Genomic DNA, 23,055 nt, shown 5'->3' on the forward strand with positions numbered 1-23,055 from the left:
ATCAAAGGACCTGACGCATGGCCGAGACTGGGACTGTAAAATTCTTCAACACCGACAAGGGCTTCGGATTCATCAAGCCTGACAAGGGCGGCGCGGACATCTTCGTTCACATTTCCGCCGTGCAGGCTTCCGGATTGGCCGGACTGACGGAAAACCAGAAGGTTAGCTTCGACACCGAACCGGATCGTCGCGGCAAGGGCCCGAAGGCCGTCAACCTGCAGATCGACGGCTGATAGAGCCTACCTTTGCAATCGAGTTGAAGCCCGGCGGGCCGCCGGGTTTTATCGTTCAGCCTGCATTCAGCCGCCAGCCGTTAACTTGCCATCATCAAGGTGCAAAACCGGCCAAGAGTTTGAACAGGACAGAACACATGAATAGCCTTGCCAAGACCCTTCTTCTGACGGCAACCGCGGCTGCCATCACATTCTCGTCGATCGGTGTCGCATCGGCTGACGACTGGCGCTATCATCACCACCATGGCAACGACGCCTGGGTCGGTGGAGCGGTCGGTCTCGCAACAGGCTTGATCGTCGGCTCGGCGATCGCCAATGCACCGCGCTACGACGAACCGCGTTATATCGACCCGCCCTACGCCTATGACGACGGTCCGGTCTACGCAGCACCTCCCCGCTATTACCGCCCGGCACCCGTGCGCTACTATCAGCCGGCTCCGGTTCGCGTCGGCGTCGAGCCGTGGACCCCGCAGTGGGAACGCTACTGCTCTTACCGTTACCGTTCGTTCGATCCACGCAGCGGCACCTTCATCGGCAATGACGGTCGCAGCCACTTCTGCGTCGCCAACTGATCGAACGCCGATTGTTCATGCACGAAGCGCCGCTTTTCAGCGGCGCTTTTCTTTTGTACGGGTTGCCCCTGCCCCGATCCCCTACCCGGCTCAAAGCCCCTGCAGATAGGGATTGCCGCGCCGCTCGTCGCCGATCCGGCTGCCCGGCCCATGGCCGCAGATAAAGCCGACCTCGTCGCCCAACGGCAGCACCTTGTCGCGGATGGAATCGAGCAACTGCTGGTGGTTTCCGCCGGGAAGATCGGTGCGGCCGATCGAGCCGTTGAACAGTACATCGCCCAGATGCGCGAACTTCTGCGCCCGGTTGAAATAGATGACATGCCCCGGCGCGTGGCCCGGCGTGTGGTAGACCTCGAAGACATGCTCGCCGAAGGAGACGGTATCGCCATCCTTCAACCAGCGATCCGGCTCGACATTCTGCATCTGGCCCGCCGGCAGCCCGTATTTCTCCGCCTGCGTCTCGATCCGCTGCAGCAGCGGCAGGTCGTCCTCGTGCGGGCCGATGATATCGACACCAAGCGCTTCCTTGAGCTCCTTGGCCCCGCCGGCATGGTCGAGATGGCCGTGGGTCAGCCAGATCGCCTTGATCTTCAGGCCATTCTGCTCGATCCCCTGCAGGATATTGGCGACATCTCCGCCCGGATCGATCACCACGCCTTCCTTCGTCGCCTCATCGAAAAAGATCGTGCAGTTCTGCTGGAACGCTGTCACCGGAATGATCCCGGCCTGGAGCATGCTCATGGGGTGCCTCGCTTTAAGTCTTGCATACGTCGTCCGTCTCGATGTCGATATAGTCGCAAATGCCGGCACGTGCAGCCTCGATTTTGCCCAGCCCTCCGTCACGCCGCAACGACAAGTGTAATCTCCTGTGATCGCCGTCGGCGGAACCTCCCCCTATTCCGGGCGTTACCAACCCGTCTATAAAAGGAGACCCACGATGACCATGAAGCGAAATCTTTTCCTGGCAGGCGCAATGGTTCTGGCGACCGCCGGCCTCGCCCGCGCGGAAATGGCCGCAACGGCCATCAACGATCTGACCATTCACGCCGGCCCCGGCGAGCAGTATCCCGCTGTCGGCGTTGCGACGCGCGGCTCCGAAACCATCCTCGACGGCTGCGTCGCGGGCAGCCAGTGGTGCCGTGTCGATGTCAACGGCATGCGCGGCTGGGTCTATGCCCAGTACCTGCAGATGGATCAGGACGGCAACCAGGTGATCGTCCAGCAGCACCAGTCCGATCTCGATATCCCCGTTGTGACCTATGAAACCACGGCAGCGACCGGCCCCGCCGAACCCGCTCCGGGCGACGAGCTGCTCGGCCCGGTCGGCTCGGTAGAGACGATCGAACCGCCGCAGACGGTCACCACCTATATCGAGAGCAACCCTGGCCGCACGGTCGAGGTCGGCGGTGACGTCGTGGTCGGCGCGCAGGTGCCGGGCACCGTGACCTTCCAGGAAATCCCTGACTACCAGTACCGCTACGCTCGCATCAACGACCGTCCGGTACTGGTCGATCCGGGCACGCGTCGTATCGTCTACGTCTACAACTAAGACCTGAAATCATGGACAGCAAAGGCGGCCACCCGGCCGCCTTTTTCATGCGCGCTCGCCAGACGGCTGTGAACTCGCCGCAACGCTCGCGTCATGCCTGTTGATTGTTGCCGCAAATATGCCTCTTAATCCAATCACGCAGGGGAATTGCGTATCGCATGGGGAGTTTTGCGCGGGGCATCTCGGTTCGACTGACAAGACCGATCTTCTTTGCACGCGCGAAAGCCGAAAACCGACGGACACTGGAACATATGTCATGATTGCTGACCTATGTTCCCGTGCTGTCGGTCAAGCGGCGCAGACTAGGAAAGGAAATGCCAAATTGGCACGACAGAGCAGCCCGAGAGCCGGCAGGCAGGAGCCCAAGCCGGAGCCTTTGACCAAGCCGTTGGAAAACACCGAAACCATCGACTTCGATATCATCGAGCTCCTGTTTTTCTCCTATCGGGACTTCGTCTCCGATCCTGATGCCATCCTGGCGAAGAGCGGCTTTGGACGTGCGCATCACCGCGCGGTGCATTTCGTTAACCGAAACCCCGGCATGACCGTTGCCGATCTCCTGGATACGTTGAAGATAACCAAACAGAGTCTCGCAAGGGTACTCAAACAGCTTATCGATTCGGGGTATATTCAACAAAAAGCGGGGCCTGAGGACCGACGTCAGCGCAAGCTCTATCCCACCGCAACAGGCAGGGATCTGGCGCTTGCACTCGCCGAGCCGCAATCGCGCCGTATTGAGAGAGCATTCGACGGAGCCTCCCCGGAGGTCAGAGCGGGTGTGAAGGCCTTCCTGAGTGGCATGCAGAACAGACAAAACTCGAAAGCGGACTGAATGGCGGCGAAGATAGTGATTTCGGACGATGCGGCACACTTGCTCGTTGTGGATGACGACACGCGTATTCGCGCGCTGCTCAACCGCTATTTGAGCGAGAACGGCTTCCGTGTGACGGTCGCGGCCGATGGCGCCGAAGCACGCCGCAAGCTTGGCGGCCTGGATTTCGATCTGATCATCATGGACGTGATGATGCCCGGCGAATCCGGCATCGATGTCACCAAGGATTTGCGCATCATCAAGAACGTGCCGATCATCATGCTGACGGCGCTCGCCGAATCCGACAGCCGCATCGCCGGTCTTGAGGCAGGAGCCGACGACTATCTGCCCAAGCCCTTCGACCCGCGCGAACTCGTGCTGCGCATCAACAACATCCTGCGCCGCAATATCTCCGGCGATGCGCCCAAGATCGAGCAGGTCATGTTCGGCCCCTACACATTCTCGCTGACCCGCCGCGAGCTCAAGAAGGCTGCCGAAATCGTGCGCCTGACGGATCGCGAGCAGGAAATTATGTTGCTCTTCGCCAAGCGCGCCGGCGACACCATCCCCCGCCACGAACTGATCGGCAACGATGTCGATGTCGGCGAGCGCACGATCGACGTGCAGATCAACCGCCTGCGCCGCAAAATCGAGGACGACCCATCAAATCCGGTCTGGCTCCAGACGGTTCGTGGTATAGGATACCGCCTGAGCATCGATTGATGATCCGGGACCCGGAAAGGCATTAGATGGTGACATTCGATTCCCTGCGACGCGAGGACCGCTCGCCGGTTTCCGGCTGGCGTTGGTTCACGCGCCTGCTGCGCCGCCAGTTGCCCAAGGGCCTTTACGTCCGTTCGCTGATCATCATCATCATGCCGATGGTGCTCCTGCAATCCGTCGTCGCCGCCGTCTTCATGGAGCGGCACTGGCAGATGGTCACCCAGCGCCTGTCGATGGCCGTGACCGCCGATATCGCCGCGATCATCCAGATGATCGAGACCTACCCGCAGGATACCGACTACAGCGAGGCAACCCGCATCGCCCGCGACCAGCTCGGCCTGCAGATCTCGATCGAGCCCGATGGCGAGCTCCCCCCGCCCCGCATCAAGCCGTTTTTTTCCATTCTCGATGGGATTCTGAGCGACGAGATCCGCGACCAGATCAAGCGCCCCTTCTGGATCGACACGGTCGGCGATTCCAATCTCGTCGAGGTCAGGGTGAAGCTGGACGGCAAGATCCTGCGCGTGCTTGCCAAGCGCAATCAGACCTACGCCTCCAACACCCATATCTTCATCGTCTGGATGGTCGGCGCATCGCTGGTGCTGATCACCATCTCCATTCTGTTCCTGAGGGGCCAGATCCGCCCGATCCAGAAACTCGCGGCCGCCGCCGAAAGCTTCGGCAAGGGCCAGAAGGCCGACAACTTCTATCCGCGCGGCGCTGATGAAGTCCGCCGCGCCGGCCTCGCCTTCATTCTCATGCGCGAGCGCATCGAGCGCCAGATGGAACAGAGAACGGCGATGCTGACCGGCGTCAGCCACGACCTGCGCACCATCCTCACGCGCTTCAAGCTGCAGCTGGCGCTCGCCGGCGACAATCCCGATCTTCAAGGCATGAGCGACGACGTCAACGACATGCAGTCGATGCTCGAGGCCTACATGGCCTTTGCCCGCAGCGAGGTCGAGGAAGATGTCGGCGAGCTGAAGCTGAGCGAGCTGCTATTGAAGCTGGAGCCGGACTTCGCCCTGCACAAGAAGACGCTCACTTACTCGATCGAGGGCGACGACGATATCGTGGTCCGGCCGAACGCATTCACGCGCCTCGTCACCAACCTCGCCTCCAACGCCCGCCGCTATGCCAAGACCCTCAACATCGAGGCCAAGCACGGCGCCAAGTGGCTGACGATCGTGTTTGACGACGACGGTCCCGGCATCCCCGAACAGAACCGCGAGGACGTCTTCAAGCCCTTCTTCCGTCTCGATGAGGCACGCAATCTCGATGCGTCGGGAACGGGTCTCGGCCTTGCGATCGCCCGCGACATCGCCCGCAGCCATGGCGGCAACGTCACGCTCGGCGACAGCCCGCTCGGCGGCCTGCGCGCCGTCATCCGCATCCCGGCCTGAGATCACGATGGCGATCGATATCACCAATATGACCTGGCTCAACCCGCCGCCCTTCGCCGATCAGCGCGACGACGGCCTGCACGTGCGCTCCGGCGACAAGACTGATTTCTGGCAGGGAACCTATTACGGCTTTCACCGCGACGACGGCCATTTCCTCCATCGGTCCCGCCACGGCGACTTCACCGTAGAGCTGAGCTTTTCGGCGGATTACCAGGCGCTCTACGATCAGGCCGGCATCATGCTGCGCGCGGATGCGGCGCACTGGATGAAATGCGGGATCGAATACACGGACGGCGCCTGCCACTTCAGCGTCGTCGTCACCAACGGCAATTCCGATTGGTCGGCATTTCGCATCGACCATGATTTCGAACGGCTGTCGGTGCGGGTCACGCGCAATGGCGATGCGCTGTTCATCCAGTACAGGACGGACATGATGGCCGATTGGCGCATGGCGCGCCTCGCCTGGTTCGACCCGAAGTTTGCGGAATTGATGGTCGGCCCGGCCTTCTGCTCACCGCAACGCGCCGGCTTCGAAGCCACGTTTCACGACTTCAGCCTCTCGGACCCGCTCTCGCGCGACATTCACTAGAACGCCGGCACTGAAACGCCGGGCACAAGGCCACGGCGCTCCACCAATCACATGATTTTCTTGCCGTTAGGAACCGGCTTGTCCGGTGCTGCGAGCACGATGGCGCCAGCCTCGTCCTCGAAACCGAGCGTCAGAACCTCGGAGCGGAACGGTCCAATCTGCCGCGGCGGGAAATTGACCACGCACAGCACCTGCCGGCCGACGAGGTTTTCAAGCGTATAGTGTACGGTGATCTGCGCCGAGGACTTCTTGACGCCGATCTCGGGTCCGAAGTCGATCAGCAGCTTGAAGGCCGGCTTGCGCGCCTCCGGAAACGGATTGGCCTCGATCACGGTGCCGACACGGATGTCGACCCGCTCGAAATCGCCGTAGGTAATTTCTTCGGTCATGAAAATCAGCCTCGAATTAGCCTGCCAGCTCCTCGGCGCGCTTGCGAGCGGCCGAAAGCGCCTTGTCGAACAACGGCTGCATCGCATCGTCAGCCATCAGCACCGAGAGCGCCGCCGCCGTCGTGCCGCCTGGAGACGTCACGTTCTGGCGAAGCTTCGATGCGTCGTCGGGGGACTGGTGCAAGAGTTCACCAGCCCCCGCGACAGTTTCCCGTGCAAGCCGCATGGCAAGGTCCGCCTGCAGGCCAAGTTTGCGGCCTGCTTCTGCCATGCACTCCACGAGATAGAACACATACGCAGGACCACTGCCCGAAAGGGCTGTAACGGCATCGATATCGGATTCGGAAGGTACCCACTCCACGGGTCCGGAGACCCTGAGCAGCGCATGCACCTGATCGCGCTGGTTCTGGCCAACGCGTTGATTGGCAAACGCGCCGGTGACGCCGCGGCCAACCATGGCCGGCGTGTTCGGCATGGCGCGAACCATCGCCGCTTCGCCAAGATGGGATTCGAGGAAACCGAGCGTCTTGCCCGCCGCGACCGAAACCACGACCGTATCGTCGCCGACGGCGCTCTTCACGGAGGGGAGCACGGCGTCCATCACCTGCGGCTTCACCGCCAGAAACAGCACGCCGGCCTTCAGTTCGGCGGGAAGCGCCGTCACATGCCTGGCGCCCGCCTCATTGATCGTTGCCATCATCTGGGCCGAGGGGCCGGGATCGACGACCACGACAGAGGCACCGGGCACACCATTCTTCAGCCAGCCGGAGAGCATCGCACCCCCCATATTGCCGGCGCCGACAAGAACGATTGGACCCGAGGACGACAGACCGGACATGTTACGCTTCACCCACGGTTTCGAACAACACGGCTTCCATGGCGCGATTGGCGTCCATGCCGGACCAGATCACGAACTGGAACGCCTGATAATAGGTCTCGCAGGTATCAAGCGCGCTGGCGAGCAGCACTTCGACCTGACGGTTCGTAGGCTCGGCGCCGCCGGCAAGCAGCAGCGACTGCCGGAAGATGATCACATCCTCCTGGCGCCAGACGTCGAAGTGACCCATCAGCACCTGGCCGTTGATACCGGCCAGAAGCTTCGTCACTTCATTCATGCGCTGTTCGGGGATCTTGATATCGAAGGCGCAGCCGAGATGCAGCGCCTCGAATTCCTCCATCCAGGAAAAGGAGACGTGATAATCCGTCCACTTGCCCTCGACCGTCATCGCGATTTCGTCGTCACCCGACCGCTCGAAAGCCCAGTCGTTGTGGGCGGCGACGTACTCGATCATATCGACCGGGTTCGATTGACGCTCGACTTCCAATTCCATGAGGCTCATGCAGCACCTTCTTGACCGGAGTGAATGCGTAACGACTTCGTCCAACGAGACACAAGCGAACACACGCAACTAACCCGGAAACCACCAACCCAGATGACCGTTGAACCGCTACCAGACTTACGCAGTGAACCTGCCCGGAGCTTACCAACTGCTTCGAATCATCATTTAAAATCAGTGTATAACGCACCCGGTGGTGTGCCAGCCCCCTGAGGGCCGTTTTAGGGAACGCCACTGTGGAAAGGTGTTGGGAATTGGATTCAGAAGGAGGGTATAAACGACTCTGCCCATTGGCTTTTTTGGCAGTGTCCACAGGTGGATAAACACACCCGATTTTTTGGCCGAAGCAGCGGTGTGTCTCTCAAAGGCCACACCGCGCCCTGTCCCCAAACGGGATTTACTTGCCCTTGGCGGCAGGCTTGGATTCGAGCTTGGCCTCGAGTGCGGCGATACGCGCCAGCAGCGCATCGTTTTCGTCGCGCGCCTTGATCGCCATCTCGCGGACGACCTCGAACTCTTCCCGCTTGACCACATCCATGCTGTTCAGCCAGCGCTCGGCCTGCGCGTTGAACATCGTCTCGACTTCCTTGCGCACGCCCTGGGCGGCACCTGCGGCATCTGTCATCAGCTTTGCGAACTCGTCCATGATGCGGTTTGCGCCTGTCGTCATGGCGGTTTACTCCCTTTGAAATAATGGCTTCCGGCCGCTCTCGGCCCTCAGGAATGAGGTAGGGCTTCGCCGTTAAGGATGCAAGCGCTTTGCACTGGATAAGCGGTCGCACTTATCTCGCATCACTAACAATCAACTTGACCCGCTGTTATGGCAAGGCCATCTTCCGCCCACATCAACGGATGGGATTACCTTGCAGACAGCTGCCGACCTCATGGCCATCATGCCGTTCCCCAATATCGACCCGATCGCCTTTGCAATCGGGCCCGTGGCCATTCACTGGTACGGCCTGGCCTATGTCGCCGGCATCATGATCGGCTGGTACTACGCGCGCCTCATCGCCGCGAACGACAGCCTCTGGCCCGGCAATGTCTCGCCGATCACCAAGGCGCAGCTCGACGATTTCGTCGTCTGGGTGGCGCTCGGCGTCGTCCTCGGTGGCCGCATCGGCTATATCCTGTTCTACGACATGCCCGCGATCATCGAGAGCCCGATCCGCGCCATCCAGATCTGGAACGGCGGCATGTCCTTCCATGGCGGCCTGACCGGCACGACGATCGCCATGATCATCTTCGCCAAGCGCAACAAGATCCCGCTCTGGAACCTCTTCGACATCGTCGCAGCCGTCGTTCCCGTCGGCCTCTTCTTCGGCCGCATCGCCAATTTCATCAATGGCGAGCTCTGGGGCCGGCTGACGGACGTGCCGTGGGCCGTGGTCTTCCCGACCGGCGGCCCTTTCGCGCGCCATCCGAGCCAGCTTTATGAAGCAGGCCTAGAAGGCATCGTGCTGGTTCTCGTGCTCGCCGCCCTCATCTACGGCATGAAAGCGCTGAAGACCCCCGGCTTCGTCGCCGGCGTCTTCGTCTGCGGCTATGCGCTGTCGCGCATCTTCGTCGAGTTCTTCCGTGAACCTGACGCACAACTCGGCTACCTTCTCGGCACCAACTGGCTGACGATGGGCATGGTCCTGTCGTCGCCGATGATCCTGCTGGGCCTCTGGGCCATGATCCGCGCCCGTCGTCAGGCTGCCCTGCAGTCCTGATCGCGGCACCGGAGGAGGAGAACATGACCACCGCACTCGGTGAGAAGATCAAGGCTATCATTCAGGCGAACGGTCCGATCAGCGTCACCGATTACTTTTCGCTGTGCCTCGCCGACCCCGAATACGGATATTACAAGACCAAGGAGCCCTTCGGCAGCTCCGGCGACTTCGTCACCGCGCCCGAGGTCAGCCAGCTCTTCGGCGAGATGATCGGCGTCTTCATCGTTCACGCATGGCAGCGCCACGGCACGCCTTTAGATGTGAAGCTGGTCGAGATCGGCCCCGGACGCGGCACGATGATGTCGGACATGCTGCGCGTCATCGAGCGCCTCGCGCCGCCACTCTTCGAAACGATGACCGTCCACCTCGTCGAGACCAGCCCGCGTCTGCGCGAGGTGCAGGGAGAGACGCTCGCCGCCCATCAGGGCAGGATCAGCTGGCACGACGGCTTCGACGAGATCCCGCCGGGCGTCACGCTGATCGCCGCCAACGAACTTTTCGACGCGATCCCCATCCGCCAGTTCGTGAAGACGGCGACCGGCTTTCGCGAGCGCATGGTCGGCCTCGATGTCGATGACGAACTGTCCTTCGGAACCGGCGTCGCAGGCATTGACCCGCAACTGCTGCCGGAGCAGGCAGCGACCGTGCCGCTCGGCACCCTCTTCGAGATCGCCCCTGCCCGTGAATCCGTCATGGTCGCCATCGCCGACCGGCTAAAGGCCTTTGGCGGTACGGCGCTGGCGCTCGACTACGGCCACCTGATCACCGGCTTCGGCGATACGCTGCAGGCAGTGCGCATGCACGAATTCGACCCGCCGCTCGCCCACCCCGGCGAAGCCGATCTCACCAGCCACGTCGATTTCCAGGCGCTCGGCGAGACCGCCGTCGCAGCCGGGCTCCACGTCAACGGACAGCTGCACCAGGGCGACTTCCTGGTGGGCCTCGGCATCCTCGAACGCGCCGCCGCCCTCGGCCGTGACCGCGAGCCCCGCACCCAGCAGATCATCCAGGCCGCCGTCGACCGCCTGGCCGGCGAAGGCGAGGGAAAGATGGGGGAACTCTTCAAGGTGATGGCCGTTTCCCATCCCGCCATCGATCTGATGCCGTTCCGTTCCGTGGATTGACAGGGCGCGCGCGGCGGGGTCAACATCGCCGCAATCGACAGCGCTTCGTCCGGCACACCGTCTGGGCGTCGCTAAAACAAATCGTGGAATGACCGATGACACATGCGCCCTCCCCGGAACCGATCCAAAGCGCGCTGCTGAACGAAGCGACGGGCGACACAATCCAGCATGGCTATTTCACCCGCCAGGGCGGCGTCTCCGACGGCATCTATCGCGGCCTCAATGTCGGCCTCGGCTCCAACGATGAGCGCGCCAAGGTCGAAGAAAACCGCAGGCGCGTCGCCGGCTGGTTCGACCTGCCCGTCGAGCGGCTGGCAACCGTGCATCAGGTGCATTCGCCCGATGTCGTGGTGGTGGACGCCTCCTATGACGGCACCCGCCAGCCGGCCGATGCGCTGGTGACCGCAACCCCCGGCATCGCGCTCGGAGTGCTCGCCGCCGATTGCGGCCCGATCCTCTTCGCCGATCCGGAAAACAAGGTGGTCGGCGCCGCTCATGCCGGCTGGAAGGGTGCCTTCACCGGCGTGCTGGAAAACACCATCGATGCCATGATCAAGCTCGGTGCCAAGCGCGAGGCGATCGTCGCCTGCCTGGGCCCATCGATCAGCAAGGCAAGCTACGAGGTCGGCCCCGAATTCGTCGAGCGCTTCATAAGCGAAAACGGCGACTACCAGCGCTATTTCACTCCGTCGGAAAAGCCCGGCCATTCGATGTTCGACCTGCCGTCCTTCACCATCGACCGGCTGCGCGCCGCCGGCGTCAAGGCCGAAAGCCTCGGCGTCTGCACCTATCCCGACAGCGAACGCTTCTTTTCCTACCGACGCACGACACACAGCCAGGAACCGGACTACGGCCGACAGATTTCGGCGATTGCCATAAGGGAGATGTGACCGGTATGGGCCTACACTTCGAAACCTCCGAATTCGCCGATCGCCTCGCGCGGCTGACGCAGCAGATGCAGGAGGAGAAGCTCGACGCCCTCCTCCTCTTCGCCCAGGAAAGCATGTACTGGCTGACGGGTTACGATACCTTCGGCTACTGCTTCTTCCAGACGCTGGTCGTCAAGGCCGACGGCACCATGGCGCTTCTCACCCGCTCGGCCGATCTGCGCCAGGCGCGGCAGACGTCGATCATCGAAAACATTCATATCTGGGTCGATCGCGTCAACGCCGACCCGACGGTCGATCTCAAGAACCTGCTGGTCGAGATGGACCTGCTCGGCGCGCGCATCGGCGTCGAATACGACACCCATGGCATGACCGGCCGCATCGCAAGGCTTCTCGACACGCAACTGATGGCCTTCGGCCAGATCTCCGACGCCTCCTACCTCGTCAGCCGCCTGCGCCTCATCAAGAGCCCGACGGAGATCGCCTATGTCGAGCGCGCGGCAGCCCTTGCCGACGACGCGCTGGACGCGGCCCTTTCGCTCACGAAAGCCGGCGCCGACGAGGCCGCGATCTTAGCTGCCATGCAGGGCGCCGTCTTTGCCGGCGGCGGCGATTATCCCGCCAACGAATTCATCATCGGCTCCGGCGTCGATGCCCTGCTCTGCCGCTACAAGGCCGGTCGCCGCAGGCTCGACGCCAACGACCAGCTGACGCTGGAATGGGCCGGCGCCTACGCGCACTACCACGCCGCGATGATGCGCACGATCGTCATCGACGAGCCGAGCTATCGCCACCGCGAGCTCTACAATGCCTGCCTTGAAAACATCCAGGCCATCGAAACCGTGCTGAAGCCGGGACACACCTTCGGCGATGTCTTCGACGTCCACTCGAAGATCATGGAGGAGCGCGGCCTCTCGCGTCACCGCCTGAACGCCTGCGGCTACTCGCTCGGCGCCCGCTTCTCGCCATCATGGATGGAGCACCAGATGTTCCACGTCGGCAATCCGCAGCCGATCGAACCGGGCATGTCGCTCTTCGTCCACATGATCATCATGGATTCCGACAGCGGCACGGCCATGAGCCTCGGCCAGACTTACCTCACGACGGCCGACGAGCCGAAGGCGCTGTCGCGCCACCCGCTCGACTTCATCAACCTCTGAGTGGGTACCCTTTAGAATCGACAATTGACATTGCAGTGCCCCGACCGTCATAAAGTTGGCCGGGGCATATGCCGCGTGGCCACACGCGCACGGAAAGAAGGATGATACGAGGGATGACGCGACTTGCGACAGCGCCCACGCTCATCGCCTGCCTTGCCTTGCTTTCAGCTTGCAATACCACGGATGCCCTGACACCCCTCGTCGACATCGGCGACACCTCGGGCAGCATCCGCTCGACGCCGGTCACCCAGGGCGAGGTCGAGCGCATGGCCGGCACGCCGCGCCGCGCCCAGGCTTTTGCGTCTTCGCCGCGCGAGGGCGGCTACCACCCCGCCTATGTCGAGCAGGACACCACACAGGACACCACATCAGGCCCCATATCCGGTCGCGGCGCTCCGCCGACGACGATGCAGGCCCAGGCCTACGCGCTCGATGGCCAGACCGAACAGTCGCCAAGAGCGTCTGCCGCCATCCGCAGCCAGCCTCTTTCCGAGCCGGTCTCCGACACTGTTTCGGAGCCTGTATCCAACGCCCAGGCCGAAGAGCAGGACATCGCCGACGCAGAAGCCAAGGAAAAGGCGGCAGAACCGAAGCGCACGGCGATGCTGACGCCATCCGGCGCATCGACCGTCCGCTTCCTGCCGATCATCGGCGCCCCCGTTCAGGCCGTGACGCCCCTGTCGCGACAGCTTGGCGCCGAGGCTCGTTCGCACGGCCTCTCGATCAAGAGTTCCAACGACAACAGCACCGCCTTCATCCTCAAGGGCTACCTCTCGGCCTTTTCCGATAGCGGCAAGGTCACTGTGGTCTATGTCTGGGATGTGCTCGACAACAGCGGCGCCCGGCTGCACCGCATCCAGGGACAGGAGAGCGTTCCCTCGCAGGCGCAGGATCCCTGGGCCGTGGTGCCGGCCTCCGTCATGCAGCAGATTGCGTCCAAGACGATCACCGAGTTTTCCTCGTGGCGGGACGCCCGTGGCGGTTAAGCCACAAGCTTTTTGGAAATATCAAGGCGCAAGTCGCGTTTACCCTTGCATTCGGAAACAAGCTGGCTAAAAAGCGCGGCTATCAGCAGGCAACAGGCGGACCAAGATGAAGGTTTTCGCAGGCAATTCGAACCGGCACCTCGCCGAAGAGATCTGCAACTATCTTAAAGTGCCCTTGGGCAGAGCAACGGTCCGAAGATTTGCCGACCAGGAAATCTTCGTGGAAGTCCAAGAAAACGTACGTGGCGAGGATGTCTTCCTCGTCCAGTCGACGTCCTTCCCGACGAACGACCACCTGATGGAATTGCTCATCATGATCGATGCGATGCGCCGCTCGTCGGCCCGCCGCATCACCGCGGTCCTCCCCTACTTCGGCTACGCACGCCAGGACCGCCGCGCTTCGGGCCGCACGCCGATTTCGGCCAAGCTTGTCGCCAACCTGATCACCGAAGCCGGTGCCGATCGCGTCCTGACGCTCGATCTCCACGCCGGCCAGATCCAGGGCTTCTTCGACATCCCGACCGACAACCTGTATGCCGTGCCGATCCTGACGCGCGACATCAAGGCCAATTACGATATCTCCAACGTCATGGTCGTTTCGCCTGACGTCGGCGGCGTCGTGCGCGCCCGCGCGCTCGCCAAGCGTCTCGACTGTCTGCTGTCGATCGTGGACAAGCGCCGCGATCGCCCGGGTGAATCCGAAGTCATGAACATCATCGGCGACGTCACCGGCAAGGACTGCCTGCTCATCGACGATATCGTCGATTCCGGCGGCACGCTCTGCAACGCTGCCGACGCGCTGCTCGCCAAGGGTGCCGCAAGCGTTACCGCCTACATCACCCACGGCGTTCTGTCGGGTGGCGCGGTGACCCGCATCACCAATTCCAAGCTGCGCGAGCTCGTCATCACCGACTCCATCCAGCCGACCACCGCTGTCCAGTCGGCGCATAATATCCGCGTGCTGACCACTGCAACGCTGATCGGCGAAGCCATCAACCGCACCAGCCAGGAAGAATCCGTCTCCAGCCTCTTCGACTGAGGCTGGCAGGACTTTCTCTCCGCCCTTCCTCCTCCGCGCCAATTCGGCTAGGATTATCAATGATATCCAGCCGACGGGAGGAAGAGGCATGGCGACAATACTGAAATCTCCGATCAGACTGGCGATGCTGGTCATCCTTCCAGCACTCTCCGCCTGCACGGCGGACATGGATCCTGGCTATGGACCAGGCCCAGGTTACGGACCCGGGCCGGGCCCGGTTCGTCCGGCGCCACCGCCGCGCCCTCGCCCGCCGCAGCCGCAAATGTGCACCATGGAATACGCGCCCGTCTGTGGAGAACGTGGCGGACGCACGCAGACCTTCGGCAATGCCTGCCAGGCCAACAACAGCGGCTTCCGGATCGTCGGTCGTGGCGAATGCCGCGCCGGGCCACCGATGACGCCGGGACCTGGCCCTCGCCCGCCTCGTCCGCGCCCTCCCCATGAGGAACCGATGCCGCCGCAGCGGCCCGGCGGCATCTGCACGCGCGAATACCGGCCCGTTTGCGGCGAGCGCGGCAGACAGATCAGGACATTTTCGAATTCATGCGAGGCAGGCAATGCGGGCTTCCGCATCGTCGGTCAGGGCGAATGCCGCCGCTGATTACGCTGGCTCTCTAACGAGCAGCAGGTTTCCGGCCCACGAACGGGGCCGGAAACGACTTGGGGCTCAGTTCGCGCCCTTGATCACCTGGCCGTTGACCGTGATCGAACCATCGCGTGCGACATTGACGTCCCAGCGCTGACGGCCATCCGGATCGGTCTTGCCGAAGCCCTTGACCATCATCAGGCCGAAGGAAACCTGGTTGAGGTCGGGATTGCTCTTGGCCAGTTCCTGGATGGCGGTGATCGTCTTGTCGAAGTCGCGCGCGACGATCGATGCGTTCAACGAATAGGCCGTGGTGGACTCCGGAATGCCGCGAACCTCACCCGAAATCTCGGCGTCATAGACGCTGGAGCGCGCCGAAATCTTCGGGAAGGCAACGACGAACTCGCCATTGGTCAGGAGCTTCTCGAAAGCCTTGTCGCTTTCAGCCTTGCTCTTCTTGTCGTCGGCAAAATCGACCTTCATCAGCTCGTCGCCGACAGCCGCGATGTTGAGTTCCGGAAACGCGAACTGCAGGTCCACCTCTTCGGGAACGAAAGGCGCATACATTTCGGGCAGCAATGCACTGTTGAAGCTGATCTGCTTGGCAGCCATGCCGACATCGAACCGCATCGCATCGCTCGGACCGCTCATGCCTATCGTGTAATCAATGCTGTCGGCGCCACCGCTGCCGGCAACGCTCGACACGCTGACCTTGTTCATGGTCACCGTCTCGTTCAGGCTCGACATCAGCGGGAACGACTTGCGCACCAGCTCCTTGATCTCTTCGCTCTCGGCGCGCTTGAGCTTCTTCTCATCGGCATGTTCGATGATGAAGGCGAGGATCGCGCGGAAATCGTTGACGGAAACACCGTTCACGGCAGCTGCGAAATCCACCGAGTCGGCGCGGATTTCGACCGGCGGGACTTCCTTGCCGCTGATCGTCTCGACAAAGCCGTTCATCGTGCCGCTGCCGGCAAAATTGGTGCGGCCCTTCAGCTCGCCGTCAGACGAGGTCATCTTGTAGGTCGACGAGCCGGTCTCGACGCTAACCTCTTCCTTCTCCGTCTTCGAGGTGAAACGAAGCGCCTTGCTGGAGAAGTCGCCGGACTTCAGGTAGCTGATCGCCGGATCGAAGACGCCGTTCGAAATCAGGGAATCGATGACATAGGTGAACTCGGTGTTCGGCTGGCCGGGCGCCTTGAACGTGCCGGTGACGTCGAGCGAGTTGTTGCCCTCGATCGTCCACAGGCCGCTCTCTTCAGGCATCGCGAAGATCGACCAGGGGTTCAGGCCCTTGATGGAGAAATTCTTCGGGTCTGCCTTCTTCAACAGCGCCGCGAAGTCGTAAACGATCTCGTAGCGCGTGCCGGCCGGGTTGACGGTCACGAAGCCCTTGGCTGCATCCCTCGGCAGGAGCTTCGACAGGTTCGCCTCGATTTCCTTGGCGCCCTTCTGGTTGATTTCGACCGCGTAAGACGTCGAAACCAAACCAAGAAGAACGACAGCGGTCGCCGTTAGGGTCTTGAGTTGCATGCTGAATTTCTCCCGTACCATTTGAGGTCGCATGTGAAGGCTAGGCCCCCACCCTGTCAACCCAGCAGTTGCATGCGCGGCCTCAGGCGGCGATCTTGCGTGAACGCATCGGCATCGGCCGGCCGAGCAGATAGCCCTGTGCCTCGTCGCAGCCTTCGTCGAGCAGAATACCAAGCTGCACATCCGTCTCGACGCCCTCCGCGAGCACCGGAATATTGAGGCTTTGCCCCAGCGCCAGGATCGCGCGGATGATCGCCTTCGCCTGCTCGCTGGTCTCGACCTCGTTCATGAAGCTGCGATCGAGCTTGATCTTGTCGAACGGGAAGGCGCGCAGCGTTTCCAGCGACGAATAGCCCGTGCCGAAATCGTCGATGGCGATCGAAACGCCGAGATTCTTGACCTGACGCAGCGTCAGCAGCGCCCGGTCCTTGTCGACGATGATCGACGACTCGGTGATCTCAAGCTCCAGGCGCCATGGCTCGAGCCCGGTCTCGAACAGGACCGAATGCACGAGATGGGCGATATCCTGGTGACCGATCTGGACGGGCGACAGGTTGACGGCGATCTTGTGCTTATTCGCCCAGCCGGCAGCCTCCTTGCAGGCCTCGCGCAGCACCCACTCCCCGATCGGAACGATCGCGCCGCATTCCTCGGCAACCGAGATAAACTCGCCCGGCGGCACGTTGCCCCGCGTCGCATGATCCCAGCGCAGCAGCACCTCGTAGCCGGTGATGTCACCTGTTGAGACCGACTTTTGCACCTGGTAGTGCAGATGCAGTTCGTTGCGTTCGATGGCCGACCACAGGTCGCTTGCCATCTTGCGACGGTCGCGTGCCGCCTCGTCCATCGCCACTGCATAGAAGCAGATGCGCTCGGAAAGCGTCGCCTTGGCGCGGTACATGGCAAGATCGGCATTGGCGAGCAAGATCTCGCCGGTCGATCCGTCCTGCGGATAGATGGCAACGCCAATGCTGGCGTCGGGATTGATGTCGAAATCATCGATCTGGAAGTCGCCGGTCAAGCTCGCCTCCAGCCGCGCCACGAAATCATGCAGATCCGCGATATCGGAAAACTGCTTGATCGCCGCGAACTCGTCACCGCCGAAGCGGGCAACGAATTCGTCTTCGCCGAGCAGCTGGCTCATGCGCTCCGAGAGCGTGACCAGAACCTGGTCGCCGGCGCTATGGCCGCGCTGGTCGTTGATCTCCTTGAACTTGTCGAGATCTATGCCGATGACCGCGACCTTCGTGCCGGCGCGCTTGGCGACAGCCAGATCCTGCGACAGGCGCTCGGAAAACTCGGAGCGGTTGGGCAAGCCCGTCAACGCGTCGTGGCGCGCCATGAAGGCGATCTTTTCTTCCGAAATCAGCCGTTCCGTAATGTCTTCGTAGGTCGCGACCCAACCGCCATCGGGAAGCTCGTTGAGGTTCAGCTGGATCGACCGGCCATGCGCGCCTTTGTGCACGATCGAGCGTTCACCGGATCTGAGCGCACGCATCAGCTTGTCGTAATGCTCGGATGCGCGCTTTGCCACGGCCTCTGGATCCGAGAAGTGGATCTCGTAGCCGATCGCGATGATCTCCTTGTAGCTCATGCCGGGACGGATCGTTCCCTGCTCGAATTCAAAGATCTCGCTGTAGCGGCGGTTTGCCAGCACGAGCCGTTCCTCGGCGTCGAACAGGCAGATGCCCTGCGAGACGTTTTCAAGTGCGAGATCAAGGTTGCGCGAGACTTCCTTGATGCGGTCGCGGTCGGCCTTCTGCTCAGTCACATCCTTGGTGATCTTGGCATAGCCGGCGATCTCGCCGTCGGCGTTCCAGATGGGATCGATCACGACATGCGCCCAGAAGGACGTTCCGTCCTTGCGGAACCGCTTGCCCTCGGCCTCGAATTTCCCCTCGGTGCGCGCCTTCAAAAGCGCCCGCTGCGGCAGGCCGGCGGCGCGCTCTTCCTCGGAATAGAAGCGCCCAAAATCCTCGCCGATGATTTCGTCGGCGGCATAGCCCTTGGCGCGTTCGGCGCCGGCATTCCAGTTGGCGACCCGGCCATCCCGGTCGAGCATGTAGATCGCGTAATCGGTGACGCCCTGCACCAGCATCTCGAAACGCGCCTCGCTCTCCTTCGTCGAGCTTTCCGCCCGCATCGCAAACAGCGCCGCTGCAAAGCCGGACGTAATCATGGACAGCGAGACCGACAGAAGCGTGACGACCATGAAGCCGGTGGACATGGTCTCGCTCGGATCGATCACGGGTCCCGGGCCGGGCACGATCGTCAGCGCCGCCATGGCCGTAAAATGCATCGCCACGATCGCGGCGCAGACCGTTGCGGCAGGCATAAGCAGCTTGCGCGCATCGGTCTTGATATCAGGGAGCATATAAAAGCCGATGGCCGAGATGACCACCGCGCAAGACATCGAGGCAAGCACGAGCGATTGGTCCCAATCCATGCTGCCGGGAAACTGCACAGCCGTCATGCCGAGAAAGTGCATCGACGTGACGCCGACGCCGAACAGCATCCCGGCGAACGCCCGCCGCACCCTGCTCTCCGCGCCGGCAGCGAACGCCACGGCGGCAAGCGTCGCGACCACCACCAGTACCAGCGACGTCAATGTTTCCGAAGTGTCGTAGCCGACGACCACGCCGCTATCATAGGCAAGCATCGCCACGAAATGCGTTGCCCAGATGCCGAAACCGCCGGCAGCACCACCCATCAAAAGCCAGATCAGGCGCGCTACCTTGACGGTGCTGCGCGCCCGCTGCAGCAGTGTCAGCGCGGCAAGGCTCGACAGGAAGCACAGGCATCCGGCCAAAACGACCAGCCTGAGATCATGCATGTAGGCAATGCAGTTAAAAACGGTAAGCATCATATATCCGGACCAATTTGCCGTTTCGCTTTCATATGCGGTCGCTTAAGAAACCGGTAATTTCCGGCAGCCGGCGAAGTCTTGACGATTGCTAATCGCAACTGTCATTAATGCTCCGTCAACGGCGGTTGATCCTGAGTTTTGACTGGCGCTGACGGCGGATGTCTAAGTTGCATCAGCTCATGCTAAAGAATTACAGCATGGTCGCGTTCACACCGCCACGGCTCTCAAGCGCCGCGCCCTTGCCATTCCGCCACAACTAGACTATAGCGCACGCGTCCGCACAGACACCCTTGGAGGCAATGCGGATGAGGATGGGGAAACCCGCCTCCAGTTCAGCGACAGGCGATGCCTGCGCCGAGCTCTCCAAATAACCTCGGAAGGAAAAGTCATGAGCCACGAAAGCTACGAGCTCAAGGCCGAGGCGCGCGAACGGGTTGGTAAGGGGTCCGCCCGTGAACTTCGCCGCAATGGTCTCATCCCGGCTGTCATCTATGGTGACAAGCAGGCCCCAATTTCGATCTCCCTCAGCACCAATGAGGTAACGAAGCGCATCCACGCTGGCGGTTTCATGACCACCATCGCTACGATCGACGTCGACGGCAAGAAGTACAAGGTTCTGCCGAAGGACTACCAGCTCGATCCGGTCCGCGACTTCACCATGCACGTTGATTTCCTGCGCGTATCCGGCAACACCGCCGTTACCGTTGCGATCCCGGTTCACTTCATCAATGAAGAAAAGTCCCAGGGCCTCAAGGTCGGCGGCGTTCTGAACATCGTTCGTCACGACGTCGAAGTTCATTGCCCGGCTGATGCGATCCCGGAATTCTTCAACGTTGACCTCAGCGGCAAGAAGATCGGCGACAGCATCCACATCTCCGAAGTCACCCTGCCGAAGGGCGTGACCACGGTTATCGACCGCGACTTCACCATCGCTACGATCGTTGCTCCGGCAGCTGGCGTATCGGAAGAAGAAGAAGAAGCTGGCGAAGCTGAAGCTTGATCATTTGATCGCTTGAACGCTTTGTAAAGTATAAGACCCGCTTTCTCCGGAAAGCGGGTCTTTTCATTTGTTCGGACAGAGCCGCTTCAACTTCGATTAAGACATTTCGTGGAAGCATGCCCCATCGTTCCAGAGCAGGTTCTGTTCTGAACGAAAAAATTGTGCGGCAAGGGGCAGACGCAGGAAAATGCATAATTCCGTTCAGAACAGATTTCTAGGAATTGTGTTCGCTGCACTGCTTCTGCTCGTAGCCCCGCTTTTTGTTCTGTTCCTTTTCCTGTCCTCCGGACGCGCCGAAAAGGAAATCCGCGACCACATCTCCGTTCTTCTCGTCGCCAACTCGCAAGCACTGGCAAAGCCGCTTTGGGATCTGGACGAAGACAGCGTCGCGCAGATCAGCGCCGCCGTCGTCTCGCAGGGCAACATCGTCAAGGTTCAGGTCCGCGATGAATCCGGCCAGCTTGACGTCACCCAGTCGACGATCCCCGCTTCCTATAACGGCCAGCTGATCGAAGTCTCGCACGCCATCACCTACACCACGCTCGACGGTCCGAAGAAGCTGGGCACCATCTCGGTCTTCTATCCCGCGCCGGATCTGTTCTCCGGCCTGAAGAATGAAGAGATCATCTTCCTGTCGATCTTCGTCTTCGCCGTTCTGATCGTCTTTTGCGCCGCCCTCATCGGCAACCGCATCGTCCTCGTTCGTCCGCTGATGCGCCTGATCGCCGCCATCGAGGCCACCGGCCAGCTCGGCTCGCGCCACCATGTCGACTGGCGCTCCAACGACGAGATGGGCCGCCTTGCCAAGAGCTTCAACACGATGCAGTCCAAGCTGGAAAGCGAGGAGCAGGAGCTGAAGCTCGCGCACCGCCGCGCCATCGACATCTACAATCTGACGCCTGCGATGCTGTTCTCGCTCGACGAAAACGACCACATCACCGCCGTCAGCGACTACTGGCTCGCCGCCACCGGCTACGAGCGCGATGATATCATCGGTAACCGCTTCACCGATCTCGTCACCCCGGACACCCGCAGCGCCTTCCTCGGCCGCAAGAATGAACTCAATGGTGGCGTCACTGTCGATGTCACCGTCAAGTTCCTTTGTGCCGAAGGCCGCGTCATGGACGTGCTGATCCTCGAATCGAAGACTGCCACCGGCGGCCAGGGCGGCCTGTCGCTGTCGGTCATGACCGATGTCACGGCGCTGAAGGCCTCTGAAGCCCGTAACCACAAGCAGGCGATCACCGACCATCTGACTGGCCTCCTCAATCGCCAGGGCTTCGAGACCGTGCTCGACGGCAAGATCCGCGAGGCCGACGCCGCCAACCAGGAGCTCGCCTGCCTCTTCGTCGATCTCGACCGTTTCAAGTGGATCAACGACAACCTCGGCCACGCCGAGGGCGACAAGGCGCTGCGGGAATTCGTCGGCCGTCTCAAGAGCAAGCTCGCGCCCACGGATGTGGCAGCCCGCCTCGGCGGTGACGAGTTCGCGATCCTGCTGCCGGCAGGCAACGCCGCCGAGCGCGCCGACCTCATGGCCGAGATGCTCGCCTCCATCTTCAACGAGCCCTTCGGCACCGATATGCATCTGAGCGCCAGCGTCGGCATCGCCATCTATCCGCGCCACGCCGACAATGCCGCCGAGCTGCTGCAGAAATCCGACATGGCGATGTATGCCAAGAAGCGCGACGGCAAGAATGGCGCCCAGCACTTCGACAGCGGCATGGTGGATCACGCCCGCGCTCGCGCCGAAATCGAAAGCTGCATCGAAATCGGCCTGATCGAGGATTGGTTCGCAGCCTATCTCCAGCCGATCGTCAACCTCAACGGTCGCGGCGTCGCCGGCTTCGAAGCGCTGATGCGCCTCAATCATCCTGTGAAGGGTCTCATGGCGCCTGCGGAGGTCATCAACGTTGCCGAGGAGACCGGCAAGATCATCCGCGTCGGCAACGTCATCATGGAAAAGGCGATCGAGCATCTTGCAGTGCTCTCGGCGCTCCCGGGCCTTGAGAACAGCTACCTCGCCATCAATTTCTCGCCGCTGCAGTTCGAACCGTCGCTACCGGCTCGTCTGGCCTCGCTGCTGATGCGTCACAACATCCGCCCCGAGCGGATCGTCGTCGAGATCACCGAGGCGGTGCTGATGCACAACAACCCCGAGATCCGCAAGATCGTCAGCGACATCCGCCAGTTCGGCTGCCGCATCGCGCTCGATGACTTCGGCACCGGCTACTCCTCGCTCAGCTACCTCAACCGCTTCCCCGTCGACATTATCAAGATCGACCAGTCGTTTACCCGCTCGATCAACGATGCCAACGAAGACATCCGCCAGAAGAGCCGCACGCTTGTCGAAAGCATCACCACCCTCTCGCACAAGATGGGCTGCACCGTGATCGCCGAAGGCATCGAGACCGAGCAGGAATGCCATACGCTTTGCGAGATGGGCCTCGACTACGGCCAGGGCTATCTCTTCCACCGCCCGCAGACCGTCGACCAGCTGACGATCCGATTGGCGGACGCCCACGCGCTCGCCCGCGCCTCCTGAACGCTGAGAGA

Annotated in this window: 23 protein-coding genes; 16 read left to right on the forward strand and 7 right to left on the reverse strand. The window is 61.7% G+C overall.

Annotated elements, in window-relative coordinates:
• Positions 1-17: 17 nt before the first annotated feature.
• Both ACODTZ_RS15770 and ACODTZ_RS15775 read left to right on the forward strand, forming a co-directional pair.
• Entirely contained in the window at positions 18-233 is a 216-nt protein-coding gene (locus tag ACODTZ_RS15770) for a cold-shock protein (RefSeq protein ID WP_018897410.1), read from the forward strand.
• A 137-nt stretch (positions 234-370) separates the two neighbouring features.
• Entirely contained in the window at positions 371-805 is a 435-nt protein-coding gene (locus ACODTZ_RS15775; protein WP_489026730.1) for a BA14K family protein, read from the forward strand.
• Positions 806-895: 90 nt separating this feature from the next.
• On the opposite strand, the gene ACODTZ_RS15780 is transcribed toward ACODTZ_RS15775, so the two are convergent.
• Positions 896-1,546 (reverse strand): MBL fold metallo-hydrolase, encoded by a 651-nt coding sequence (locus ACODTZ_RS15780; protein WP_209234970.1) that lies wholly within the window; start codon positions 1,544-1,546, stop codon positions 896-898.
• A gap of 196 nt (positions 1,547-1,742) precedes the next feature.
• Here ACODTZ_RS15780 and ACODTZ_RS15785 point away from each other — a divergent pair, with 196 nt between their 5' ends.
• The 5 genes from ACODTZ_RS15785 (at position 1,743) to ACODTZ_RS15805 (ending at position 5,880) form a co-directional block, all read left to right on the forward strand.
• On the forward strand, positions 1,743-2,354 hold the full coding sequence (locus tag ACODTZ_RS15785; protein WP_018897407.1) for a DUF1236 domain-containing protein: 612 nt from the start codon (positions 1,743-1,745) through the stop codon (positions 2,352-2,354).
• 322 nt (positions 2,355-2,676) lie between these two features.
• A complete protein-coding gene (locus tag ACODTZ_RS15790; protein ID WP_489026731.1) occupies positions 2,677-3,186 on the forward strand; it encodes a MarR family winged helix-turn-helix transcriptional regulator in 510 nt (169 codons plus the stop codon).
• Positions 3,187-3,888 (forward strand): response regulator, encoded by a 702-nt coding sequence (locus ACODTZ_RS15795; RefSeq protein ID WP_489026732.1) that lies wholly within the window; start codon positions 3,187-3,189, stop codon positions 3,886-3,888. It abuts the gene before it with no gap.
• Between the two features lie 26 nt (positions 3,889-3,914).
• A complete protein-coding gene (locus ACODTZ_RS15800; RefSeq protein ID WP_489026733.1) occupies positions 3,915-5,291 on the forward strand; it encodes an ATP-binding protein in 1,377 nt (458 codons plus the stop codon).
• Positions 5,292-5,298: 7 nt separating this feature from the next.
• Positions 5,299-5,880 (forward strand): DUF1349 domain-containing protein, encoded by a 582-nt coding sequence (locus ACODTZ_RS15805; protein ID WP_489026734.1) that lies wholly within the window; start codon positions 5,299-5,301, stop codon positions 5,878-5,880.
• A gap of 47 nt (positions 5,881-5,927) precedes the next feature.
• Here the strand turns inward: ACODTZ_RS15805 and ACODTZ_RS15810 are convergent, their stop codons facing one another.
• The 4 genes from ACODTZ_RS15810 to ACODTZ_RS15825 form a co-directional block, all read right to left on the reverse strand.
• Complete coding sequence (locus tag ACODTZ_RS15810) at positions 5,928-6,269, reverse strand: tRNA-binding protein (RefSeq protein WP_047506062.1); 342 nt, start codon at positions 6,267-6,269, stop codon at positions 5,928-5,930.
• Positions 6,270-6,285: 16 nt separating this feature from the next.
• Complete coding sequence (gene proC, locus ACODTZ_RS15815) at positions 6,286-7,107, reverse strand: pyrroline-5-carboxylate reductase (RefSeq protein ID WP_018897400.1); 822 nt, start codon at positions 7,105-7,107, stop codon at positions 6,286-6,288.
• A 1-nt stretch (position 7,108) separates the two neighbouring features.
• Positions 7,109-7,609 (reverse strand): type III secretion system chaperone family protein, encoded by a 501-nt coding sequence (locus ACODTZ_RS15820; protein WP_026282796.1) that lies wholly within the window; start codon positions 7,607-7,609, stop codon positions 7,109-7,111.
• Between the two features lie 394 nt (positions 7,610-8,003).
• Complete coding sequence (locus tag ACODTZ_RS15825) at positions 8,004-8,276, reverse strand: accessory factor UbiK family protein (protein ID WP_047506065.1); 273 nt, start codon at positions 8,274-8,276, stop codon at positions 8,004-8,006.
• A 193-nt stretch (positions 8,277-8,469) separates the two neighbouring features.
• Here ACODTZ_RS15825 and lgt point away from each other — a divergent pair, with 193 nt between their 5' ends.
• The 7 genes from lgt to ACODTZ_RS15860 all read left to right on the forward strand — a co-directional run bounded on the left by lgt (position 8,470) and on the right by ACODTZ_RS15860 (position 15,115).
• Positions 8,470-9,318, forward strand: coding sequence for a prolipoprotein diacylglyceryl transferase (gene lgt / locus ACODTZ_RS15830; RefSeq protein ID WP_181459272.1), 849 nt, complete (start codon positions 8,470-8,472; stop codon positions 9,316-9,318).
• 23 nt (positions 9,319-9,341) lie between these two features.
• The gene (locus ACODTZ_RS15835) at positions 9,342-10,442 is read left to right on the forward strand and encodes a class I SAM-dependent methyltransferase (protein ID WP_489026735.1); all 1,101 of its coding nucleotides are present in this window, start codon (positions 9,342-9,344) and stop codon (positions 10,440-10,442) included.
• 95 nt (positions 10,443-10,537) lie between these two features.
• Positions 10,538-11,332 (forward strand): peptidoglycan editing factor PgeF, encoded by a 795-nt coding sequence (gene pgeF / locus ACODTZ_RS15840; RefSeq protein WP_489026736.1) that lies wholly within the window; start codon positions 10,538-10,540, stop codon positions 11,330-11,332.
• Between the two features lie 5 nt (positions 11,333-11,337).
• A complete protein-coding gene (locus ACODTZ_RS15845; protein ID WP_489026737.1) occupies positions 11,338-12,489 on the forward strand; it encodes a M24 family metallopeptidase in 1,152 nt (383 codons plus the stop codon).
• Between the two features lie 113 nt (positions 12,490-12,602).
• Positions 12,603-13,475 carry a hypothetical protein gene (locus ACODTZ_RS15850; RefSeq protein ID WP_489026738.1) on the forward strand — a complete coding sequence of 291 codons (873 nt, stop codon included), beginning with the start codon at positions 12,603-12,605 and terminating at the stop codon, positions 13,473-13,475.
• A 106-nt stretch (positions 13,476-13,581) separates the two neighbouring features.
• A complete protein-coding gene (locus tag ACODTZ_RS15855) occupies positions 13,582-14,514 on the forward strand; it encodes a ribose-phosphate pyrophosphokinase (protein WP_018897392.1) in 933 nt (310 codons plus the stop codon).
• 88 nt (positions 14,515-14,602) lie between these two features.
• On the forward strand, positions 14,603-15,115 hold the full coding sequence (locus tag ACODTZ_RS15860; RefSeq protein WP_489026739.1) for a Kazal-type serine protease inhibitor family protein: 513 nt from the start codon (positions 14,603-14,605) through the stop codon (positions 15,113-15,115).
• A 66-nt stretch (positions 15,116-15,181) separates the two neighbouring features.
• On the opposite strand, the gene ACODTZ_RS15865 is transcribed toward ACODTZ_RS15860, so the two are convergent.
• A complete protein-coding gene (locus tag ACODTZ_RS15865; RefSeq protein ID WP_489026740.1) occupies positions 15,182-16,633 on the reverse strand; it encodes a hypothetical protein in 1,452 nt (483 codons plus the stop codon).
• Between the two features lie 82 nt (positions 16,634-16,715).
• Positions 16,716-19,496: a bifunctional diguanylate cyclase/phosphodiesterase gene (locus tag ACODTZ_RS15870; RefSeq protein WP_489026741.1), complete on the reverse strand. Its 2,781-nt coding sequence runs from the start codon at positions 19,494-19,496 to the stop codon at positions 16,716-16,718.
• A 391-nt stretch (positions 19,497-19,887) separates the two neighbouring features.
• Here ACODTZ_RS15870 and ACODTZ_RS15875 point away from each other — a divergent pair, with 391 nt between their 5' ends.
• Complete coding sequence (locus ACODTZ_RS15875) at positions 19,888-20,499, forward strand: 50S ribosomal protein L25/general stress protein Ctc (protein WP_111562863.1); 612 nt, start codon at positions 19,888-19,890, stop codon at positions 20,497-20,499.
• Between the two features lie 187 nt (positions 20,500-20,686).
• Positions 20,687-23,044 carry an EAL domain-containing protein gene (locus tag ACODTZ_RS15880; protein WP_489026742.1) on the forward strand — a complete coding sequence of 786 codons (2,358 nt, stop codon included), beginning with the start codon at positions 20,687-20,689 and terminating at the stop codon, positions 23,042-23,044.
• Positions 23,045-23,055 lie beyond the last annotated feature (11 nt).

Source organism: Rhizobium sp. FG113 (assembly GCF_057809895.1).

Bases quoted from the DNA above. Each gene is read 5' to 3' on its own strand.
- ACODTZ_RS15880 (WP_489026742.1), top strand. From the start codon at position 20,687: ATGCATAATTCCGTTCAGAACAGATTTCTAGGAATTGTGTTCGCTGCA.
- ACODTZ_RS15800 (WP_489026733.1), top strand. From the start codon at position 3,915: ATGGTGACATTCGATTCCCTGCGACGCGAGGACCGCTCGCCGGTTTCC.
- ACODTZ_RS15785 (WP_018897407.1), top strand. From the start codon at position 1,743: ATGACCATGAAGCGAAATCTTTTCCTGGCAGGCGCAATGGTTCTGGCG.
- ACODTZ_RS15775 (WP_489026730.1), top strand. From the start codon at position 371: ATGAATAGCCTTGCCAAGACCCTTCTTCTGACGGCAACCGCGGCTGCC.
- pgeF (WP_489026736.1), top strand. From the start codon at position 10,538: ATGACACATGCGCCCTCCCCGGAACCGATCCAAAGCGCGCTGCTGAAC.
- ACODTZ_RS15855 (WP_018897392.1), top strand. From the start codon at position 13,582: ATGAAGGTTTTCGCAGGCAATTCGAACCGGCACCTCGCCGAAGAGATC.
- ACODTZ_RS15810 (WP_047506062.1), bottom strand. From the start codon at position 6,269: ATGACCGAAGAAATTACCTACGGCGATTTCGAGCGGGTCGACATCCGT.
- ACODTZ_RS15770 (WP_018897410.1), top strand. From the start codon at position 18: ATGGCCGAGACTGGGACTGTAAAATTCTTCAACACCGACAAGGGCTTC.
- ACODTZ_RS15805 (WP_489026734.1), top strand. From the start codon at position 5,299: ATGGCGATCGATATCACCAATATGACCTGGCTCAACCCGCCGCCCTTC.
- ACODTZ_RS15870 (WP_489026741.1), bottom strand. From the start codon at position 19,496: ATGCTTACCGTTTTTAACTGCATTGCCTACATGCATGATCTCAGGCTG.
- proC (WP_018897400.1), bottom strand. From the start codon at position 7,107: ATGTCCGGTCTGTCGTCCTCGGGTCCAATCGTTCTTGTCGGCGCCGGC.
- ACODTZ_RS15860 (WP_489026739.1), top strand. From the start codon at position 14,603: ATGGCGACAATACTGAAATCTCCGATCAGACTGGCGATGCTGGTCATC.
- ACODTZ_RS15795 (WP_489026732.1), top strand. From the start codon at position 3,187: ATGGCGGCGAAGATAGTGATTTCGGACGATGCGGCACACTTGCTCGTT.
- ACODTZ_RS15850 (WP_489026738.1), top strand. From the start codon at position 12,603: ATGACGCGACTTGCGACAGCGCCCACGCTCATCGCCTGCCTTGCCTTG.
- ACODTZ_RS15875 (WP_111562863.1), top strand. From the start codon at position 19,888: ATGAGCCACGAAAGCTACGAGCTCAAGGCCGAGGCGCGCGAACGGGTT.
- ACODTZ_RS15835 (WP_489026735.1), top strand. From the start codon at position 9,342: ATGACCACCGCACTCGGTGAGAAGATCAAGGCTATCATTCAGGCGAAC.
- ACODTZ_RS15845 (WP_489026737.1), top strand. From the start codon at position 11,338: ATGGGCCTACACTTCGAAACCTCCGAATTCGCCGATCGCCTCGCGCGG.
- ACODTZ_RS15825 (WP_047506065.1), bottom strand. From the start codon at position 8,276: ATGACGACAGGCGCAAACCGCATCATGGACGAGTTCGCAAAGCTGATG.
- ACODTZ_RS15820 (WP_026282796.1), bottom strand. From the start codon at position 7,609: ATGAGCCTCATGGAATTGGAAGTCGAGCGTCAATCGAACCCGGTCGAT.
- ACODTZ_RS15865 (WP_489026740.1), bottom strand. From the start codon at position 16,633: ATGCAACTCAAGACCCTAACGGCGACCGCTGTCGTTCTTCTTGGTTTG.
- ACODTZ_RS15780 (WP_209234970.1), bottom strand. From the start codon at position 1,546: ATGAGCATGCTCCAGGCCGGGATCATTCCGGTGACAGCGTTCCAGCAG.